This is a genomic window from Kineococcus radiotolerans SRS30216 = ATCC BAA-149 (assembly GCF_000017305.1).
GTDB classification, from domain to species: Bacteria; Actinomycetota; Actinomycetes; order Actinomycetales; family Kineococcaceae; genus Kineococcus; species Kineococcus radiotolerans.
The window spans coordinates 3,436,205-3,452,937 of record NC_009664.2 but is presented as its reverse complement, the minus strand read 5'-3'; the positions used below and the strand labels follow the sequence as shown (position 1 = coordinate 3,452,937).

Here is a 16,733-nt window from a genome sequence, read left to right as displayed (position 1 = left end):
GCGGTCCCCCGCGCGGGCTCAAACCGCCCGCCCCGGTGGTCGAGGGATCCCGAGACACCCCTCGACCACCGGGAGCACACCCGTGCGCAGCATCAGGACCCGCCTCGTCGCGAGCACGCTGGCGATGGTCGTGACCACCGTGACGCTCCTCGTCGTGGTGGTCACCGCGCGCAGCAGCTCCTTCGGGGAGCAGCAGGCCACCCGCTACACCTCCCAGCTGGCGCGGACCAGCGCGGGCGACGTGCGGGAGGAGCTGGCCGGGGCGGTCCGCACCGTCACCGACCTCGCCGGCACGCTCGCCACCCTGCACCGCCAGGGCGGGCTCACCCGCCCCGCCGCCTCGGAGCTGGTCCGCCAGTCCCTGCTCACGCACCCGGGGTTCTTCGGAGTCAGCACGGGGTGGGAGGCGAACGCCTTCGACGGCCGCGACGCGGAGTTCGCCGCCGGCGCGGGCACCGACGCCACGACCGACGCCAGCGGCCGGTTCGTCCCCTACTGGTACCGCAGCGGGAACGACGTCGCCCTCGCCCCGCTCACCGGCCTGGACGACCCGGCCGCGAGCACCTGGTACTGGACGCCGAAGGAGACGGGGGAGGTCCTCTTCACCGAGCCCTACACCTACGCCGTCGACGGGGTGGACGTCCTCATGAGCACCGCGGCGGCCCCGGTCGTCGTGGACGGGACGTTCCTCGGCGTCGTCACCGCCGACCTGTCGCTGGCCGGCCTCACCACGTCGATGGCCGAGGTCCGGCCCTACGGCACCGGCTACGCCTCGCTGCTGACCGACCGGGGCACGTTCGTGACCCACCCCCGCGAGGACCTCCTCGGCACCGCCGCCGCGGGCTGGGCGAAGAGCCTCGCCGCCGAGGTGACCGCTTCGGGGGAGACCGCGACGCGCTCGGGCGAGGACGCCGTCCTGGGCGGGGACGCGCTGACCGCCGTCGCCCCCGTGGCCGTCACCGGCGAGCAGACCTGGACCCTGCTCGTGAGCGCCCCCCGCTCCGCCGCGCTGGCCGCCAGCCACTCGCTGCGCACCACGACCCTGCTGCTGGGCCTGCTCGCCGTCCTCGTGGCCGGGATCGTGACCTGGGTCATCGGGACGGGGATCGGCCGCCCGATCCGGCGGCTGCGCGACAGCCTGACCGACATCGCCGACGGCGACGGCGACCTGACCAAGCGCGTCGACGAGACCCGCCGCGACGAGCTCGGCGAGCTCGGCGGGGCCTTCAACCGGTTCGCCGAGACCATCGCCGCCACCGTCCGCGAGGTCTCCGTCGAGGCCGCCACCCTCGACCGGGCGGCCTCCACCCTCGACGAGACCAGCCGGCGCCTCGGGGAGGACGTGCAGGACACCGCGCAGCGCTCCGGCGTCGTCGCCGAGCAGGCCGACACCGCCAGCGGCGAGGTCACCGGGATCTCGGCCGCGACCGAGCAGATGGGCGCGAGCATCTCCGAGATCGCCCGCGGGACCCACGAGGCCTCCCGGATCGCCGCCGAGGCCGTGGACACCGCCCGCTCCACCGAGCGGGTCATCGCCGAGCTGTCCTCCAGCTCGGCCGAGATCAGCGAGATCGTCGCCGCCATCACCTCCATCGCGCAGCAGACCAACCTGCTGGCCCTCAACGCCACGATCGAGGCCGCCCGGGCCGGCGACGCGGGCAAGGGCTTCGCCGTCGTGGCCGGGGAGGTCAAGGAGCTCAGCCTCCAGACCGCGCGGGCCACCGAGGACATCGAGCGCAAGATCGAGGCGCTGCAGGGCAGCGTCTCGCAGGCCTCGGGCTCGGTGGCGCACATCGGCACCGTCATCGACCGCCTCGACGAGATCCAGGCGACCGTCGCGGCGGCCGTGGAGGAGCAGTCCGCGGTGACCGGCGACCTCGCGAGCGGGGTGTCGCGCGCGGCGTCGGCCACCCGGACGATCGCCGGGACGATCGGCGAGGTCGCCCGGGTCGCCGAGCGCACCACCGCCAGCGCCGCCGAGACCGACGCGTGCTCGCGCCAGGTGGCGGGGTCGGCCGAGCACGTGCGGGCGCTGGTCGGCCGCTTCAAGGTGTGAGCCCCGGGTGAGCGGCCGGCCGTCGCGGACCCTCAGGTGAAGGAGGAGATCCCGGTGAGGTGGCGCCCGACGATGAGGGTCTGGATCGACTCCGTCCCCTCGTAGGTGTGCAGCGCCTCGACGTCGGCCATGTGCCGGGCCACCCGGTGCTCGAGCAGGATCCCGTTGCCGCCGAGCAGGTCGCGCGCCATCGCGGTGACGGCGCGGGCCTTGCGGGTGGAGTTCACCTTGGCCAGCGAGGCCTGGGTGTCGGTGAGCCGCCCCTCGTCGGCGAGCTTGCCGACCCGCACGCAGAACAGCTGCATCGCGGTGACCTCGGCGAGCATCTGCACCAGCTTGTCCTGCACGAGCTGGAACGAGGCGAGGGGCTGGCCGAACTGCTTCCGCTCCAGGGAGTAGGCCAGCGCGGTCTCGTAGGCGGCGGTGGCGTGCCCCAGCGCCCCCCAGGCGATCCCGGCGCGGGTGGCGGACAGCACCCGTCCGGTGTCGCGGAAGCTGTTCGCCCCGGGCAGCCGGTTCGCGGCGGGGACCCGCACGCCGGTGAGGGTGATGTCGGCGTTGTGGATGGCGCGCAGGGACGCCTTGCCCTCGATGACCCTCGCCTCGAACCCCGGGGTCCCCCGCTCGACGAGGAAGCCCTGGACCTGGCCGTCCTCGCCGCGGGCCCACACCACGCACACGTCGCAAACCGTCCCGAAGCCGATCCACCGCTTGGCCCCGTCGAGGACGTACTCGTCCCCCTCGCGTCGGGCGGTGGTGGCCAGCGCGACGGCGTCGGAGCCGTGGTCGGGCTCGGTCAGCCCGAACGCGCCCAGCACCTCCAGCCGCGCCATCGGCGGCAGCCAGCGCTCCTTCTGCTCCTGCGAGCCGAGGAAGGCGATGGAGCGCATGGCGAGGCCGGCCTGGACCCCGAGCATCGTGGCGAAGCTGCCGTCGCCGCGGGACAGCTCCATCGTCACCAGCCCGGCGGCGGTGTGGCTGAGCCGCGGGACCCCCGGTCCCTCCAGGGCGTCGCCGACGAGGTTGAGCTGCCCGTACTCCTTCAGCAGGTCCAGCGGCATCTCGGCGCGTTCCCAGTACCCGCCGGCGACCGGGATCAGCTCCTCGTCGACGAAGGCGCGGACCTGCGCCCACACCTCCCGCTCGTGGTCGGTGAGGTCGGCGGCGAGGTCGAAGTAGTCGGATCCGCGGGGGGACTCCGGGAGCGTGGTCACGATTCGCTGGTCCTCTCCAGGGGTGGGTGGATCTCGCGCTTGAGGATCTTGCCGGTGGGCCCCTTGGGCAGTTCGGAGACGATCCAGACCCGGCGGGGGTACTTGTACGCGGCGAGGGCGTCCTTGACGTGCTGCTGCAGCTCCTCGGGCGTCGCGCAGGCGCCTTCCTTGAGCACGACGGCCGCCCCGACCTCCTCCCCGACCAGCGGGTCGGGGAAGCCGACGACGGCGACCTGCTCGACCGCGGGGTGCTCGTGGAGGACCTCCTCGACCTCGCGCGGGTACACGTTGTAGCCGCCGCGGTCGATCATGTCCTTGGCCCGGTCGACGATCGCGTAGTAGCCGTCCTCGTCGCGGGTGGCGAGGTCGCCGGTGCGGAACCAGCCGTCGGCGGTGAACGCGGCCGCCGTGGCCGCCTCGTTGCGCCAGTAGCCCGTCATGACGTTCTCGCCGCGGACCACGATCTCCCCCACCCCCTCGGTGACGGGGGTGCCGTCGGCGCCGCGCAGGTCCATCTCGCAGCCGCGGACGGGGACGCCGATCGTGCCGGGCTTGCGGACGGCGTCGGGGTGGTTGAAGGAGGCGACCGGGGAGGTCTCGCTCAGCCCGTAGCCCTCCAGGATCTGCACCCCGAAGCGGGCCTCGAAGCCGCGCAGCACCTCCACCGGCAGCGACGCCCCGCCGGAGACGCAAGAGCGCCACGACGAGAGGTCGAACTCCTCCGCCCCGGGTTCGTTGAGCAGCGCGACGTACATCGTCGGCACGCCCGCGAAGTGGGTGACCCGGTCGCGCTCGACGACGGCGAGCGCCGCGGCGGCGCTGAAGCGGGGCAGCAGGCTGAGGGTGCGCCCGGCGACGACGGCGGTGTTCATGGCGCACGTCTGCCCGAAGGCGTGGAACAGGGGCAGGGCCCCGAGGATCACGTCGTCCCCGCCGAGGCGGATGAGGCGCTCCTGGGAGGTGAGGGCGTTGCTGAGCAGGTTGCGGTGGCTGAGCTCGGCGCCCTTGGGGGCCCCGGTGGTGCCGGAGGTGTAGAGGATGACGGCGGTGTCGCCGGGGTCGGGGACGTGCACCGCGGGGTCGGGGTCCACCCCGGCGAGCAGGGCGGCGGTGGCCCCGGGCTCCACGACGACGACCCGGGTGCCGGTGCCGACCGCGCCGGCGTGGGAGGCGTCGGCGACGGCGTGCCAGACGAGGGCGAGGACCGCGCCGGAGTCGGCGAAGTGGTGGTTGACCTCCCGCCCGCGCAGCAGGGGGTTCATCGGGACGACGACCGCGCCCGCCCGCAGGATCCCGTGGTAGAGCACCGGGAACTGCGGGACGTTGGGCAGGACCAGCGCGACGCGGTCGCCGGGCCGGACGCCCTGCGCGCGCAGCAGGGCCGCGACGCGGGCGGTGGCGTCGTCGAGCTCGCGCCAGGTCAGGACGTGCTCGTCGAGGCGGACGGCGACGCCGTCCGGGCGGGTGCGGGCGTGCTCGGCGACCGCCCCCGCGAAGGTGGTGGGACTGCTCATCGGTGCTCCTGCAGACGTCGTCGGCCGCGTGGTCCCCGGAGCTTCTCACGCCTCACCCCGCGGGGTGGACGGGCTCCCCCTCCCGGCGCAGCGCCGCGGTGCGGGAGCAGGCCCGCCCGGCGTGCTTGGCGGCGTAGAGGGCCTCGTCGGCGCGGGCCACGAGCCGGTCGGTCGCCTCCTGCCCGTCCCAGCGGGCCAGGCCCGCGGAGAACGTCTGCCCCTCGGGCACGACGGCGCGCAGGTCGTCGAGCAGCTGCTCGACGCGACCGGTCTCCCACCCGGAGGCCACGAGGAGGAACTCCTCCCCGCCCCAGCGGGCGAGCTGGATCCCCGTCCCCGCCAGCACCGCACCCCAGGCCGAGGCGGCCCCGACGAGCAGGCGGTCCCCGGCGGGGTGGCCGCGGGTGTCGTTGAAGTCCTTGAAGCGGTCGAGGTCGAGCAGGGCGACGACGAGGGCCGTGCCCTCGCGCCGGGTCCGCTCCCGGACCCGCTCCAGCGCGGCGTCGGCGCTGCGGCGGTTGAGCAGGCCCGTGAGGGGGTCGGTGCGGGCGAGGTCGCCGAGCAGGGCGGTCTGCTCGCGCAACCGGCCCAGCAGCGCCGACATGCGGGCCACCACGAGCAGGAACAGGACCGCGGAGCTGATGACGACGGCCCAGCCCTGCGGCTGCTGGCCGAGGGCGAGCTGCAGGCCCAGGGTGCCCGGCGAGAGCAGGCTGGCGGCGGTGAGGACGGCCAGGCGCAGGGGGCTGAACTCGTGCCGGCTGCTGGGCGAGGGGTCCGACAGCCGCCGCATCGACGGGTGCAGGGCGGCCGCCCCCCACAGCACGTAGGAGGTCATGAAGACGGGGTCGATCCAGCTGTCGTCGAGACCCGCGTAGGCGTCGGCGTACTGCCACAGGGCGTCGGCGAGGAGCATGAAGACCGCGGCCCCGGCCAGCAGGCCGAAGGCGCGCGAGCCGTGCCCGGCGGCGGCGAAGACCCGCACCAGCATGGCCAGGACGACGACGTCGCCGACGGGGTAGGCCAGCGCGACCAGCCCGGCGAACAGGTCCTCGGGCAGCGAGGCCAGCGCCGGGCGCACGAGGAACGTCCACGACAGCAGGCCGAAGCCGACGGCGAGGATGGCGGCGTCGATGACGCCCTCGCGGTCGGCCCCGGGCCGGGCCTGGCGGGCCATCCGCAGCAGCGCGGCCGCGATGAGGGGGTAGGCCAGCACGTAGAAGACGTCGGGGACGCTGGGGTAGGTGTCCCAGCCCAGCCAGGTGTAGCAGACGGTGTAGGACACGTCGCCCAGCGCCCAGGCCATCAGCCCGGCCGCCAGCAGCCACCACGCCGACGCCCGCTGCGGGCGGTGCAGGCGCGCGCCGACGGTGGTCGCCACCGCGGAGGCGACGCTGACCCCCGCCACCAGGACGGCGCGGACCAGGCCGTCGGGCAGGAACAGGCACAGGAGCACCAGGGCCGCGCCGCAGGCGGTGAAGACCTGCCAGGGCAGCAGGCGGTGCAGGGAGTCCACACCGCAGCATCGGACGCCCGCGCCCCGACCTTCAGCGCAGCCACCGGATCGGGTGCACGACCGGGGGCGCGTCCGGCGGCTGGAATGATGGGGGCCATGTCCGACGCCACCCCCGCCTCGCCGTTCCAGACCCACGTCGCGCCCGGCGTCGAGGTACCCGACCGTCCCACCGTGGACGGGCTGGAGGAGCGCTGGTCCCCCGCGTGGCAGCAGGAGGGCACCTACGCCTTCGACCGCACCGCCGAGCGCGCCGACGTCTACTCCATCGACACCCCGCCGCCCACGGTCTCCGGCTCGCTGCACGTCGGGCACGTCTTCAGCTACACCCACACCGACGTCGTCGCCCGCTTCCAGCGGATGCGCGGCAAGTCGGTCTTCTACCCCATGGGCTGGGACGACAACGGCCTGCCCACCGAGCGGCGCGTGCAGAACTACTACGGCGTGCGCTGCGACCCGACGCTGCCCTACGACGCCTCGTTCGTGCCGCCGGAGAAGGCCCCCAAGAGCGACCGCGACTTCGTGCAGGTCTCCCGGCGCAACTTCGTGGAGCTGTGCGACCGCCTGACCGCCGAGGACGAGCAGGTCTTCGAGTCGCTGTGGCGCCGCCTGGGCCTGTCGGTGGACTGGTCGCACACGTACTCGACGATCTCGGAGTCCTCGCGCGCCACGGCGCAGCGGGCGTTCCTGCGCAACCTCGCCCGCGGCGAGGCCTACTCCGCGCAGGCGCCGACGCTGTGGGACACGACGTTCCGCACGGCCGTCGCGCAGGCGGAGCTGGAGGACCGCGAGACCGAGGGCGCCTACCACCGGATCGGGTTCACCCCCACCGCCGGCGGGGACCCCGTGTTCATCGAGACGACCCGCCCGGTGCTGCTGCCGGCGTGCGTGGCGCTGGTGGCCCACCCCGACGACGCGCGGTACCAGCCGCTGTTCGGGCAGACGGTCCGCACGCCGCTGTTCGGCGTCGAGGTGCCCGTCGTGGCGCACCCGCTGGCCGACCCCGAGAAGGGGTCCGGCATCGCGATGATCTGCACCTTCGGCGACACCACCGACGTCACCTGGTGGCGGGAGCTGCAGCTGCCCAACCGCGCGGTCGTCGGGCGCGACGGCCGGCTGCTGCGCGAGACCCCGGCGTGGCTGGGCGAGGGCCCGGGCGCGGAGCTCTACGCCTCGATCGCCGGTGCGACGGTGTTCAGCGCGCAGAAGGCGATCGTCGAGGCGCTGCAGGCCTCCGGCGACATGGTCGGGGAGCCGAAGCGGATCACCCACCCGGTGAAGTTCTACGAGAAGGGCGACCGCCCCCTCGAGATCGTCTCGACCCGTCAGTGGTACCTGCGCAACGGCGGGCGCGACGCCGACCTGCGCTCGGCGCTGCTGGGGCGCGGGAGCGAGCTGACCTGGCACCCCGAGCACATGAAGCACCGCTACGACCACTGGGTGTCCGGGCTCAACGGGGACTGGCTGATCTCGCGCCAGCGGTTCTTCGGGGTGCCGTTCCCGGTCTGGTACCCCCTGGACGCCGACGGCGAGCCCGTCTACGACGCCCCGATCGTCCCCGACGAGGCGGCGCTGCCGGTCGACCCGGCCGCCGAGGCCGCCCCCGGCTTCACCGAGGACCAGCGCGGGGTGCCGGGCGGTTTCGCCGCCGACCCCGACGTCATGGACACCTGGGCCACGTCGTCGCTGACGCCGCTGCTGGTGAGCGGCTGGGAGCGCGACGAGGACCTCTTCTCCCGCGTCTACCCGATGGACCTGCGCCCGCAGGGCCAGGACATCATCCGCACCTGGCTGTTCTCCACCGTGGTGCGCTCGCACCTGGAGTTCGGCGGGCTGCCCTGGGCGCGCACGGCGCTGTCGGGCTGGATCCTCGACCCGGACCGCAAGAAGATGTCGAAGTCCAAGGGCAACGTCGTGACCCCGCTGGCGCTGCTGGAGGAGTTCGGCTCCGACGCGGTCCGCTACTGGGCCGCGTCCTCGCGCCTGGGCACGGACGCGACCTTCGACACCGGCCAGATGAAGATCGGGCGCCGGCTGGCGATGAAGCTGCTCAACGCCTCCAAGTTCGTCCTGGGGCTGGGCGTGGAGCGCGGCACGGCCGCCGACCCGGCCGCGGTGACGGAGGCCGTCGACGCCAGCGTGCTCGCCGACCTCGCCGTCGTGGTGCGGCAGGCGACGGAGGCGTTCGAGCGCTACGACCACGCCTCCGCCCTCGACGTGACCGAGAAGTTCTTCTGGAACTTCTGCGACGACTGGGTGGAGCTGGTCAAGGACCGGGCCTACGGTTCGCGCGGGGAGGCCCCGGCGGCCTCGGCGCGCGCGACCGCGGCCCTGGCGCTGCGGACCCTGCTGCGGCTGTTCGCCCCGTTCCTGCCCTACGCGGCCGAGGAGGTCTGGTCGTGGTGGCAGGACGGCTCGGTGCACACCGCGCCGTGGCCGCTGGTCGAGGACCTCGGGGCCGTCGACGAGGGCGCGCGCGGGGTGCTGCCCGCGGCGGGGCAGGCGCTGTCGGCGCTGCGGAAGGTGAAGAGCGAGGCCAAGGTGTCGCAGAAGACCCCGCTCACCGCGGCGACGGTGTCCGGGCCGGCGGCCCTGGTGCGGGCCGCCGAGCGGGCCGAGGCCGACCTCCTCGCCGCCTCCCGCGCGGCGTCGATCGCGTGGGCGGTCGTCGAGGGCGCGGAGACCCTGACCGCGCAGGCGGAGATCGCCCCCACCGCCTGACCCGCACCCGGGACGACGGAGGCCCCCACCAGCGCTGCTGGTGGGGGCCTCCGCGCGTCGGGGTCAGCGGTCGACGGTGCCCGCGATGAAGGCCTCGACGCCGGCGCGGCCGGTCTCGTCGTCGCGCTGCTGCGGCGGGGACTTCATGAAGTAGGCCGAGGCGGACAGCAGCGGGCCGCCGATCCCCCGGTCCAGGCCGATCTTGGCGGCCCGGACGGCGTCGATGATGACCCCGGCGGAGTTCGGGGAGTCCCACACCTCGAGCTTGTACTCCAGGTTCAGCGGGACCCCGCCGAAGGCCTTGCCCTCCAAGCGGACGTAGGCCCACTTGCGGTCGTCGAGCCACTGGACGTAGTCGCTGGGACCGATGTGGACGTTGCGGGTGCCGAAGTCGGCGTGCACGTTGCTGGTGACGGCCTGGGTCTTGGAGATCTTCTTCGACTCCAGGCGGTCGCGCTCCAGCATGTTCTTGAAGTCCATGTTGCCGCCGACGTTGAGCTGGTAGGTGCGCTCCAGCTGGATGCCGCGGTCCTCGAGCAGCTTGGCCAGGACGCGGTGGGTGATGGTCGCCCCGACCTGGGACTTGATGTCGTCGCCGACGATCGGCACCCCGGCGTCGGTGAACTTCTGCGCCCACTCGGGGGTGCCGGCGATGAAGACGGGCAGGGCGTTGACGAAGGCGACCTTCGCGTCGATGGCGGCCTGGGCGTAGAACATCGCCGCGTCCTCGGACCCGACGGGCAGGTAGCAGACGAGGACGTCGGCCCGCGCCTCGCGCAGCGCGGCGACGACGTCGACGGGCTCGGCCGCGGACTCGGTGATCGTCTCGCGGTAGTACTTGCCGAGGCCGTCGAGGGTGTGCCCGCGCTGGACGGTCACCCCGGTGGTGGGGACGTCGCAGATCTTGATGGTGTTGTTCTCGCTGGCGCCGATGGCGTCGGCGAGGTCGGTGCCGACCTTCTTGTCGTCGACGTCGAAGGCGGCGACGAACTCGATGTCGCGGACGTGGTAGTCCCCGAACTGGACGTGCATGAGGCCGGGGACCGACTGGGCCGGGTCGGCGTCGCGGTAGTACTGCACGCCCTGCACGAGGGAGGCGGCGCAGTTGCCGACGCCGACGATCGCGACGCGGATGGGACCTGCCATCAGGGGTTCTCCTCTGGGTTGCTCGGGGTGGTCCGCAGGGTCGGCTGCGGGTGGTGCTCGGCGGTGATGAGGCGGTCGAGCCAGTCGACCTCGCTGCGGACGGTCTCCACGCCGTGCCGCTGCGCCTCGAGGGCGTAGGAGTCGAGCTGGGCCTGGGTGCGGTCGATGGAGCGGTTCATCTGCTCCAGCCGCTCGAGCAGCCGGGCTCGGCGGCCCTCGAGGATGCGCAGCCGGGTGCGCGGCGCCACCCGGGTGAAGAGGGCGAAGTGGACCCCGAAGGCGTCGTCCTCCCACGCCTCGGGACCGGACTCGTCGAGCATCGCGGCCAGGCGGTCCCGGCCGTGGGCGGTGATCTCGTAGACGACGCGGGCGCGCTTGGGGCTCACCGTGCCCGGCAGGCGCTCCTGGGTCGTCTCGGTGATGCAGCCACCGGCCTGCAGGGCCCGCAGCGCCGGGTAGAGCGTCCCGTAGGACAGGGCCCGGAAGACCCCCAGCCGCAGGTCGAGGCGCTTGCGCACCTCGTAGCCGTGCAGCGGCCCGTCGGCCAGCAGGGCGAGCACCGCGAGCAGCAGGACGTCACCCCGTTTGCGGACCACCGGTTCCCCTCCGTCCCGATGCATCGGTTCGATGCATCGGGATGGACAGTACGGGGCCGGGGCGCGCACGTCGAGCGTTCCGCCCCGGCGCGTCGGCGACCGCTCCCCCGCCCCCGCGGGCGGACCGGTAGGTTCCTGGGATGGTCACGGGTCCTGCCGAAGCGCTGGAGCGCGAGCTCGCCGTCCTGCTGCGGCGCTCGCGGGCGATCAACCGGGAGACCGCGCGCAGCGTCCACCCCGACCTGGAGCCGGAGGCCTACAGCCTGCTGGTCCGCCTCGACGACGTCGGCGAGACCCGCCCCTCGGACCTGGCGACGTTCTTCGGCATCGGCAAGCCGACGCTGTCCCGCCAGGTCCAGCTCCTGGAGCGCCTGGGCCTGGTCACCCGCGAGGCGGACCCCACCGACGGCCGCGCCGTGCGCCTGACCCTCTCCGCCGAGGGTCTGGAGAAGGTGCACGCCGCCCGCGCGGCCCGCCGCCAGCGCCTGCACTCCCGCCTGGAGGGGTGGCCGGAGGAGGACATGACCCAGCTCGCCGCGCTGCTGGGCCGCCTCAACGCCCTCATCTGAGCCCTCCGCCCGCGGGGGCGCACCGGCAGCTCGGGTTGCATGGTGCAACCATCCGGAGATATGGTTGCTTGCACACACCAACCGAGCTCGAAGGTCGACATGGCCACACCCCACGCGTGCGCCGCGCTCGTCGACGTGTTCCCGGACCTGCTCCGGGCACGCCGCGCGCTCGTCGGCGCGCTGAGCACCCCCGCCGTCGCGACGCTCGCCGTCGTGCACCAGCGGGGCTCGATGCGCATCAGCGAGGTCGCCGAGCACCTCTCCCTCGACCTCTCCACGGTCAGCCGCCAGGTCGCCCACCTGCGCCAGAAGGGGTTCCTCGACTCCTCCCCCGACCCCGACGACGGCCGCTCCCAGCGGCTGACCGTCAGCGCCGAGGGGACCGGGGAACTGCGCCGGACCCGCCGCGACCTCGTCGACAAGCTCGTCGAGCGGCTCTCCGACTGGCCCGACCAGGAGGTCGGGGACCTCACCCGCCTCCTCGACCGGCTCGCCACCACGGCCACCGCCACCGCCACCGGCGGCGGGTGCGCCCGCACCGGACCAGCGGCGACGTCGCCGGACACCACGACCCACACCCGGGAGAAGCAGTTGCAGGGCAACGCATGAGCACCACGACCCCCACCACCTCGACCCAGCCCGCCCCGGGCGTCGCGCCGAAGATGTCCCACAAGGAGATCCTCGAGGCGCTGTCCGGCCTGCTGCTCGGCATGTTCGTCGCGATCCTGTCGTCGACGGTCGTCTCGAACGCCCTGCCGAGGATCGTCAACGACCTCCACGGCACCGAGTCCGGCTACACCTGGGTCGTCACCGCGGCGCTGCTCGCGACCACGATCTCCACGCCCATCTGGGGCAAGCTGGCCGACCTCTTCTCCAAGAAGCTGCTCGTCCAGATCGCCCTGGTCATCTTCGTCGTGGCCTCCGCCATCGCCGGGCTGTCCACCAGCATGGGGATGCTCATCACCCTGCGCGTGTTCCAGGGCCTCGGCGGCGGCGGCCTGCTCGCCCTCGCCCAAGTGATCCTCGCCTCGATGGTCAGCCCGCGCGAGCGCGGCCGCTACTCCGGCTACCTCGGGGCCACCTTCGCCCTGGCCACCGTGGGCGGTCCGCTCATCGGCGGCGTGCTCACCGAGCACCTGTCCTGGCACTGGTGCTTCTACGTCGGCGTCCCGTTCGCGGTCATCGCCTTCTTCGTCCTCCAGTTCAAGCTCAAGCTGCCCGAGCAGCCCCGGCGCGAGGTGTCGATCGACTACCTCGGCGCGATCCTGCTGGCCCTGGGCATCTCCGCCCTGCTCATCTGGGTCTCCCTGGCCGGCACCGAGTTCGACTGGGCGTCCTGGTGGACCGTGGCGCTGGTCGCCGCCGGTGTCGTCTTCCTGGCCCTGGCCGTCCTGGCCGAGCACCGGGCCAAGGAGCCGATCGTCCCGCTGAAGTTCTTCCGCAACCCCACGATCGCGCTCTCCGCCGCGGCCAGCCTCTTCGTCGGGGTCGCCATGTTCGGCGCCACGATCTTCCTCAGCCAGTACTTCCAGCTCGCCCGCCACGAGTCGCCCACGATGGCCGGGGTCATGACGATCCCGATGATCGCCGGGCTCTTCCTGGCCTCCACCGTCGCCGGGCAGGCCATCACCCGCACCGGGAAGTGGAAGGCGTGGCTCGTCGTCGGGGGCGTCCTGCTCACCGCCGGGCTCGCCCTCATGGGCACCATCGAGTACGACACGAACTACTGGGTCGTCGCCCCGTACATGGCCCTCATCGGCCTCGGCGTCGGCATGATGATGCAGAACCTCGTGCTCGCCGTGCAGAACGTCGCCGACGCCCGCGACATGGGCTCGGCCAGCTCCTTCGTCGCCTTCGCCCGCAGCCTCGGCGGGGCGATCGGCGTCTCCGCGCTCGGCGCCGTCCTCGGCCACCGCGTCACCAGCCACCTCGAGACCGGCCTGAGCACCGCTGGCATCGACCCGGCCGCCGCCACGAGCGCCCTGGGCTCCAGCACCGGCGTCCCCGACCTCGACGCCATCCCCGCGCCGCTGCGCGCGGTCGTCCAGGCCGCCTACGGCTCCTCCATCGCCGACGTGTTCCTCCTCGCGGCCCCCTTCGCCCTCATCGCGTTCGTCATCACGCTCTTCTTCAAGGAGCGCGCGTTGCGCAGCGACGACGGCACCGGCCAGGATGTCGCGGAGGCGACGACCAGCTCGCCCGACCGCGTCGCCGCCACGACCACCGGCACCCCCGGGGCCCACGGCGCCGCGCGCCCCGACCGGGAGGAGACGACGAGCGTGCCCGCCCAGCCCACCCGCACCGACACCGGGCTCTCGCTGTCCGGCGCCGTGCGCCACCACGACCAGCGCCCGCTCGCCGGCGCCGTGGTGACCCTGGCCGACCAGTCAGGTCAGCAGGTCTCGCGCACCTCCACCGGCGCGGACGGCTCCTACCGCCTCGCCCTGCCGACCGGCGGCACCTACCTGCTGATCGTCGCCGCGGCCCACGTGGCCCCCTCCGCGACGCTCGTGGGGGTCGGCGACACCTCGATCACCCGCGACGTGACCCTCTCGGGCCGCTCGGCCATCACCGGCCGGGTGCTGGCCCACGAGGTCACCGGCGACGTCGACGCCGGCGACCACCACGGGGTGCGCGGCGCCCTGGTGACCCTCACCGACGTCACCGGTGAGGTCGTCGGCTCCACCCGCACCGACGGGGGCGGCAGCTACGCCTTCGACCAGCTCATGGGGGGCAGCTACGTGCTGACCGCCCAGAGCGAGTCGCACCGGCCGCTGGCCCGCGGCGTCGAGGTCCCCGACTCCGGGGCCCTGGCCTGCGACCTCGTCCTCACCGGCGGGGGCCGCCTCACCGGCACGGTCGTCGCCGCCAGCGACGGGCGGGTCCTGAAGGAGGCCGCGGTCACCCTCGTCGACTCCTCCGGCGAGGTCGTCGGCTCGGTCCTCACCGGCGCCGACGGCAGCTACTCCTTCGAGGACCTGGCCGGGGGCCACTACACCCTGACCGCGGCCGGCTTCGCCCCGGTCGCCACCAGCGTCGACATCGAGGAGGACACCGTGTCCGCCGCGCAGATCACCCTGGGCTCCGGCGACGCCCCCTCGACGCTGGACCTCACCCGCTTCGAGGACACCTCCCGGGTCGGCGAGGACCGCCGGTGAGTCCCGACCGCGAGACCGACCTGCGCGCCGACCCCGCGGCCGGCGCGCAGGCCGCGGTGACGGGCGAGGGGCGGGTCCTGACCCGCGAGGGCTGGCCCGTCACCGGCGCCTCGGTCACCCTGCTCGGCGCCGACGGGTCGCAGGTCGCCCGCGCGGTGACCGGTGGCGACGGGACCTTCACCCTCCTCGGGGTCCCGGCGGGCGCGGCGACCATGCTGGTCGCCGCCCCCGCCCACGACCCGCGCGCCACCAGCGTCGTCGTCCCCGCGGCCGGGGCGTGGTCCGTCGGCGAGGTCCGGTTGCGCCGCCAGGGCGGCAGCGACGTCCCGCCCCCCGGGGTCTGGGCCATCGACGTCACCCACTCCACCATCTCCGCCACCGCCCACCACCTCGGCCTGTCCGCGGTGCACGGGCGGTTCACGAACTTCTCCGGGGTCGTCACCGTCCCCGAGGACGTGACCCGCTCGACGGTGCAGGTCGAGATCGACGCGACCTCCATCGACACCGGCAACGCCCAGCGCGACGAGCACCTGCGCTCCCCCGACTTCCTCGACACCGCCCGGTTCCCCACGCTGACCTTCAGCGCGTCCGGGGTCCAGCGCGGCGCCGAGGGGTGGGTGCTGGCCGGGGACCTCACCCTGCTGGGCACCACCCGTCCGGTGCAGCTGCAGCTGTCCTACGCCGGCAGCGGGCCGGACCCCTGGGGCGGGACCCGCGCGGCGTTCTCGGCCACCACCGAGCTGCACCGCGACGACTTCAAGATGAACTGGAACCAGGCCGTCGGCATCGGCGTCGCCGTCTTCGGCACCACCCTCAAGGTCGCCATCGACGTCCAGACCGTCCTGCAGCAGTAGCCCCACCCGCCCGGGCCGGGCACGGCGAAGGGCCCCGCACCTCGAGGTGCGGGGCCCTTCGTCGTGCCCGGACCGGGGTCAGGCCGACTTCTCGCGCCGTTCCCGGGTGGGCTTGCGGGCCGGGGCCTCGCGGGGCACCAGCGTGGGGTTCACGTTCTTCAGGACGACCTCGCGGGTCACCACGACGCGGGCGATGTCGTCGCGGCTGGGCACGTCGAACATCACCGGGAGGAGGACCTCCTCGATGATCGCGCGCAGACCGCGGGCCCCGGTGCCGCGCAGGATGGCCTGGTCGGCGACGGCCTCGAGGGCGTCGTCGGTGAACTCCAGCTCCACCCCGTCCAGCTCGAACATCCGCTGGTACTGCTTGGCCAGGGCGTTGCGCGGCTTGGTGAGGATCTGCACCAAGGCTTCCTGGTCGAGGTTCTCGACCGAGGTGATGATCGGCAGGCGGCCGATGAACTCGGGGATGAGCCCGAACTTCATGAGGTCTTCGGGCATGACGTCGGCGAAGGACGGCTCGGCCTTCTTCTCCGTCGTCGAGCGCAGCTGGGCGCCGAAGCCCAGACCCTGCTTGCCCGAGCGCGCCTCGATGATGCGGTCCAGACCGGCGAAGGCCCCGCCCACGATGAACAGGACGTTCGTCGTGTCGATCTGGATGAACTCCTGGTGGGGGTGCTTGCGCCCGCCCTGCGGCGGGACGCTGGCCGTGGTCCCCTCGAGGATCTTCAGCAGCGCCTGCTGGACGCCCTCCCCCGACACGTCGCGGGTGATGGAGGGGTTCTCCGACTTGCGGGCGATCTTGTCGACCTCGTCGATGTAGATGATCCCCGTCTCGGCCTTCTTGACGTCGTAGTCAGCGGCCTGGATGAGCTTGAGGAGGATGTTCTCGACGTCCTCGCCCACGTAGCCGGCCTCGGTCAGCGCCGTGGCGTCGGCGATGGCGAAGGGGACGTTGAGCATCTTGGCGAGCGTCTGCGCCAGGTACGTCTTGCCGCAGCCGGTGGGGCCGATGAGCAGGATGTTGGACTTGGAGATCTCGACGGCGTCCTCGCGGCCCTTCGTCGAGGGCTCGCCGACCTGGATGCGCTTGTAGTGGTTGTAGACGGCCACGGCGAGGGACTTCTTCGCCGAGGACTGGCCGATGACGTACTGGTCGAGGAAGTCGAAGATCTCCTTCGGCTTCGGCAGCTCCACCAGGCCCAGGTCGTTGGCCTCGGCGAGCTCCTCCTCGATGATCTCGTTGCAGAGGTCGATGCACTCGTCGCAGATGTAGACGCCAGGGCCCGCGATGAGCTTCTTGACCTGCTTCTGGCTCTTGCCGCAGAACGAGCACTTCAGCAGGTCGCCACCGTCACCGATGCGTGCCACCGACGGATTCCTCTCCTCGTG

At 73.3% G+C, this 16,733-nt stretch carries 12 protein-coding genes; 6 read left to right on the top strand and 6 right to left on the bottom strand.

From position 1 onward, the window contains the following. The first annotated feature begins 82 nt into the window (after positions 1–82). Positions 83–2,056 (top strand): methyl-accepting chemotaxis protein, encoded by a 1,974-nt coding sequence (locus KRAD_RS16435; protein ID WP_012086773.1) that lies wholly within the window; start codon positions 83–85, stop codon positions 2,054–2,056. 32 nt (positions 2,057–2,088) lie between these two features. Here the strand turns inward: KRAD_RS16435 and KRAD_RS16430 are convergent, their stop codons facing one another. The 3 genes from KRAD_RS16430 to KRAD_RS27655 are packed head-to-tail and all read right to left on the bottom strand — an operon-like array spanning position 2,089 to position 6,300. Beyond that, positions 2,089–3,270 carry an acyl-CoA dehydrogenase family protein gene (locus KRAD_RS16430; protein WP_012086772.1) on the bottom strand — a complete coding sequence of 394 codons (1,182 nt, stop codon included), beginning with the start codon at positions 3,268–3,270 and terminating at the stop codon, positions 2,089–2,091. Beyond that, positions 3,267–4,784, bottom strand: a complete 1,518-nt coding sequence (locus KRAD_RS16425; RefSeq protein WP_012086771.1) for a long-chain-fatty-acid--CoA ligase — start codon at positions 4,782–4,784, stop codon at positions 3,267–3,269. Before KRAD_RS16425 ends, KRAD_RS16430 begins: the two co-directional genes overlap by 4 nt. Positions 4,785–4,836: 52 nt before the next feature. Continuing rightward, positions 4,837–6,300 (bottom strand): GGDEF domain-containing protein, encoded by a 1,464-nt coding sequence (locus KRAD_RS27655; protein WP_012086770.1) that lies wholly within the window; start codon positions 6,298–6,300, stop codon positions 4,837–4,839. A gap of 96 nt (positions 6,301–6,396) precedes the next feature. Between KRAD_RS27655 and valS the strand changes: the two genes are divergently transcribed. Further along, on the top strand, positions 6,397–9,018 hold the full coding sequence (valS, locus tag KRAD_RS16415) for a valine--tRNA ligase (protein ID WP_049821516.1): 2,622 nt from the start codon (positions 6,397–6,399) through the stop codon (positions 9,016–9,018). Positions 9,019–9,081: 63 nt separating this feature from the next. Here the strand turns inward: valS and KRAD_RS16410 are convergent, their stop codons facing one another. Beyond that, positions 9,082–10,164: an inositol-3-phosphate synthase gene (locus KRAD_RS16410; RefSeq protein ID WP_012086768.1), complete on the bottom strand. Its 1,083-nt coding sequence runs from the start codon at positions 10,162–10,164 to the stop codon at positions 9,082–9,084. Then, positions 10,164–10,760, bottom strand: coding sequence for a PadR family transcriptional regulator (locus KRAD_RS16405; RefSeq protein ID WP_012086767.1), 597 nt, complete (start codon positions 10,758–10,760; stop codon positions 10,164–10,166). The genes KRAD_RS16410 and KRAD_RS16405 overlap by 1 nt, the downstream gene beginning before the upstream one ends. 140 nt (positions 10,761–10,900) lie before the next feature. Between KRAD_RS16405 and KRAD_RS16400 the strand changes: the two genes are divergently transcribed. The 4 genes from KRAD_RS16400 to KRAD_RS16385 all read left to right on the top strand — a co-directional run bounded on the left by KRAD_RS16400 (position 10,901) and on the right by KRAD_RS16385 (position 15,341). Continuing rightward, positions 10,901–11,329, top strand: a complete 429-nt coding sequence (locus KRAD_RS16400; RefSeq protein WP_012086766.1) for a MarR family winged helix-turn-helix transcriptional regulator — start codon at positions 10,901–10,903, stop codon at positions 11,327–11,329. 99 nt (positions 11,330–11,428) lie between these two features. Further along, on the top strand, positions 11,429–11,938 hold the full coding sequence (locus tag KRAD_RS24515; protein ID WP_049821244.1) for a MarR family winged helix-turn-helix transcriptional regulator: 510 nt from the start codon (positions 11,429–11,431) through the stop codon (positions 11,936–11,938). Next, on the top strand, positions 11,935–14,487 hold the full coding sequence (locus tag KRAD_RS16390) for an MFS transporter (protein WP_012086764.1): 2,553 nt from the start codon (positions 11,935–11,937) through the stop codon (positions 14,485–14,487). Before KRAD_RS24515 ends, KRAD_RS16390 begins: the two co-directional genes overlap by 4 nt. 56 nt (positions 14,488–14,543) lie before the next feature. After that, the gene (locus KRAD_RS16385; protein WP_041293371.1) at positions 14,544–15,341 is read left to right on the top strand and encodes a YceI family protein; all 798 of its coding nucleotides are present in this window, start codon (positions 14,544–14,546) and stop codon (positions 15,339–15,341) included. A 78-nt stretch (positions 15,342–15,419) separates the two neighbouring features. Here KRAD_RS16385 and clpX read toward each other — a convergent pair whose 3' ends face one another. Then, complete coding sequence (gene clpX, locus KRAD_RS16380; protein WP_012086762.1) at positions 15,420–16,712, bottom strand: ATP-dependent Clp protease ATP-binding subunit ClpX; 1,293 nt, start codon at positions 16,710–16,712, stop codon at positions 15,420–15,422. Between the last annotated feature and the right edge of the window lie 21 nt (positions 16,713–16,733).

Coding starts and splice junctions, on each gene's coding strand:
- KRAD_RS16425 (WP_012086771.1), bottom strand. CDS start 4,784: ATGAGCAGTCCCACCACCTTCGCGGGGGCGGTCGCCGAGCACGCCCGC.
- valS (WP_049821516.1), top strand. CDS start 6,397: ATGTCCGACGCCACCCCCGCCTCGCCGTTCCAGACCCACGTCGCGCCC.
- KRAD_RS16410 (WP_012086768.1), bottom strand. CDS start 10,164: ATGGCAGGTCCCATCCGCGTCGCGATCGTCGGCGTCGGCAACTGCGCC.
- KRAD_RS16400 (WP_012086766.1), top strand. CDS start 10,901: ATGGTCACGGGTCCTGCCGAAGCGCTGGAGCGCGAGCTCGCCGTCCTG.
- KRAD_RS24515 (WP_049821244.1), top strand. CDS start 11,429: ATGGCCACACCCCACGCGTGCGCCGCGCTCGTCGACGTGTTCCCGGAC.
- KRAD_RS16390 (WP_012086764.1), top strand. CDS start 11,935: ATGAGCACCACGACCCCCACCACCTCGACCCAGCCCGCCCCGGGCGTC.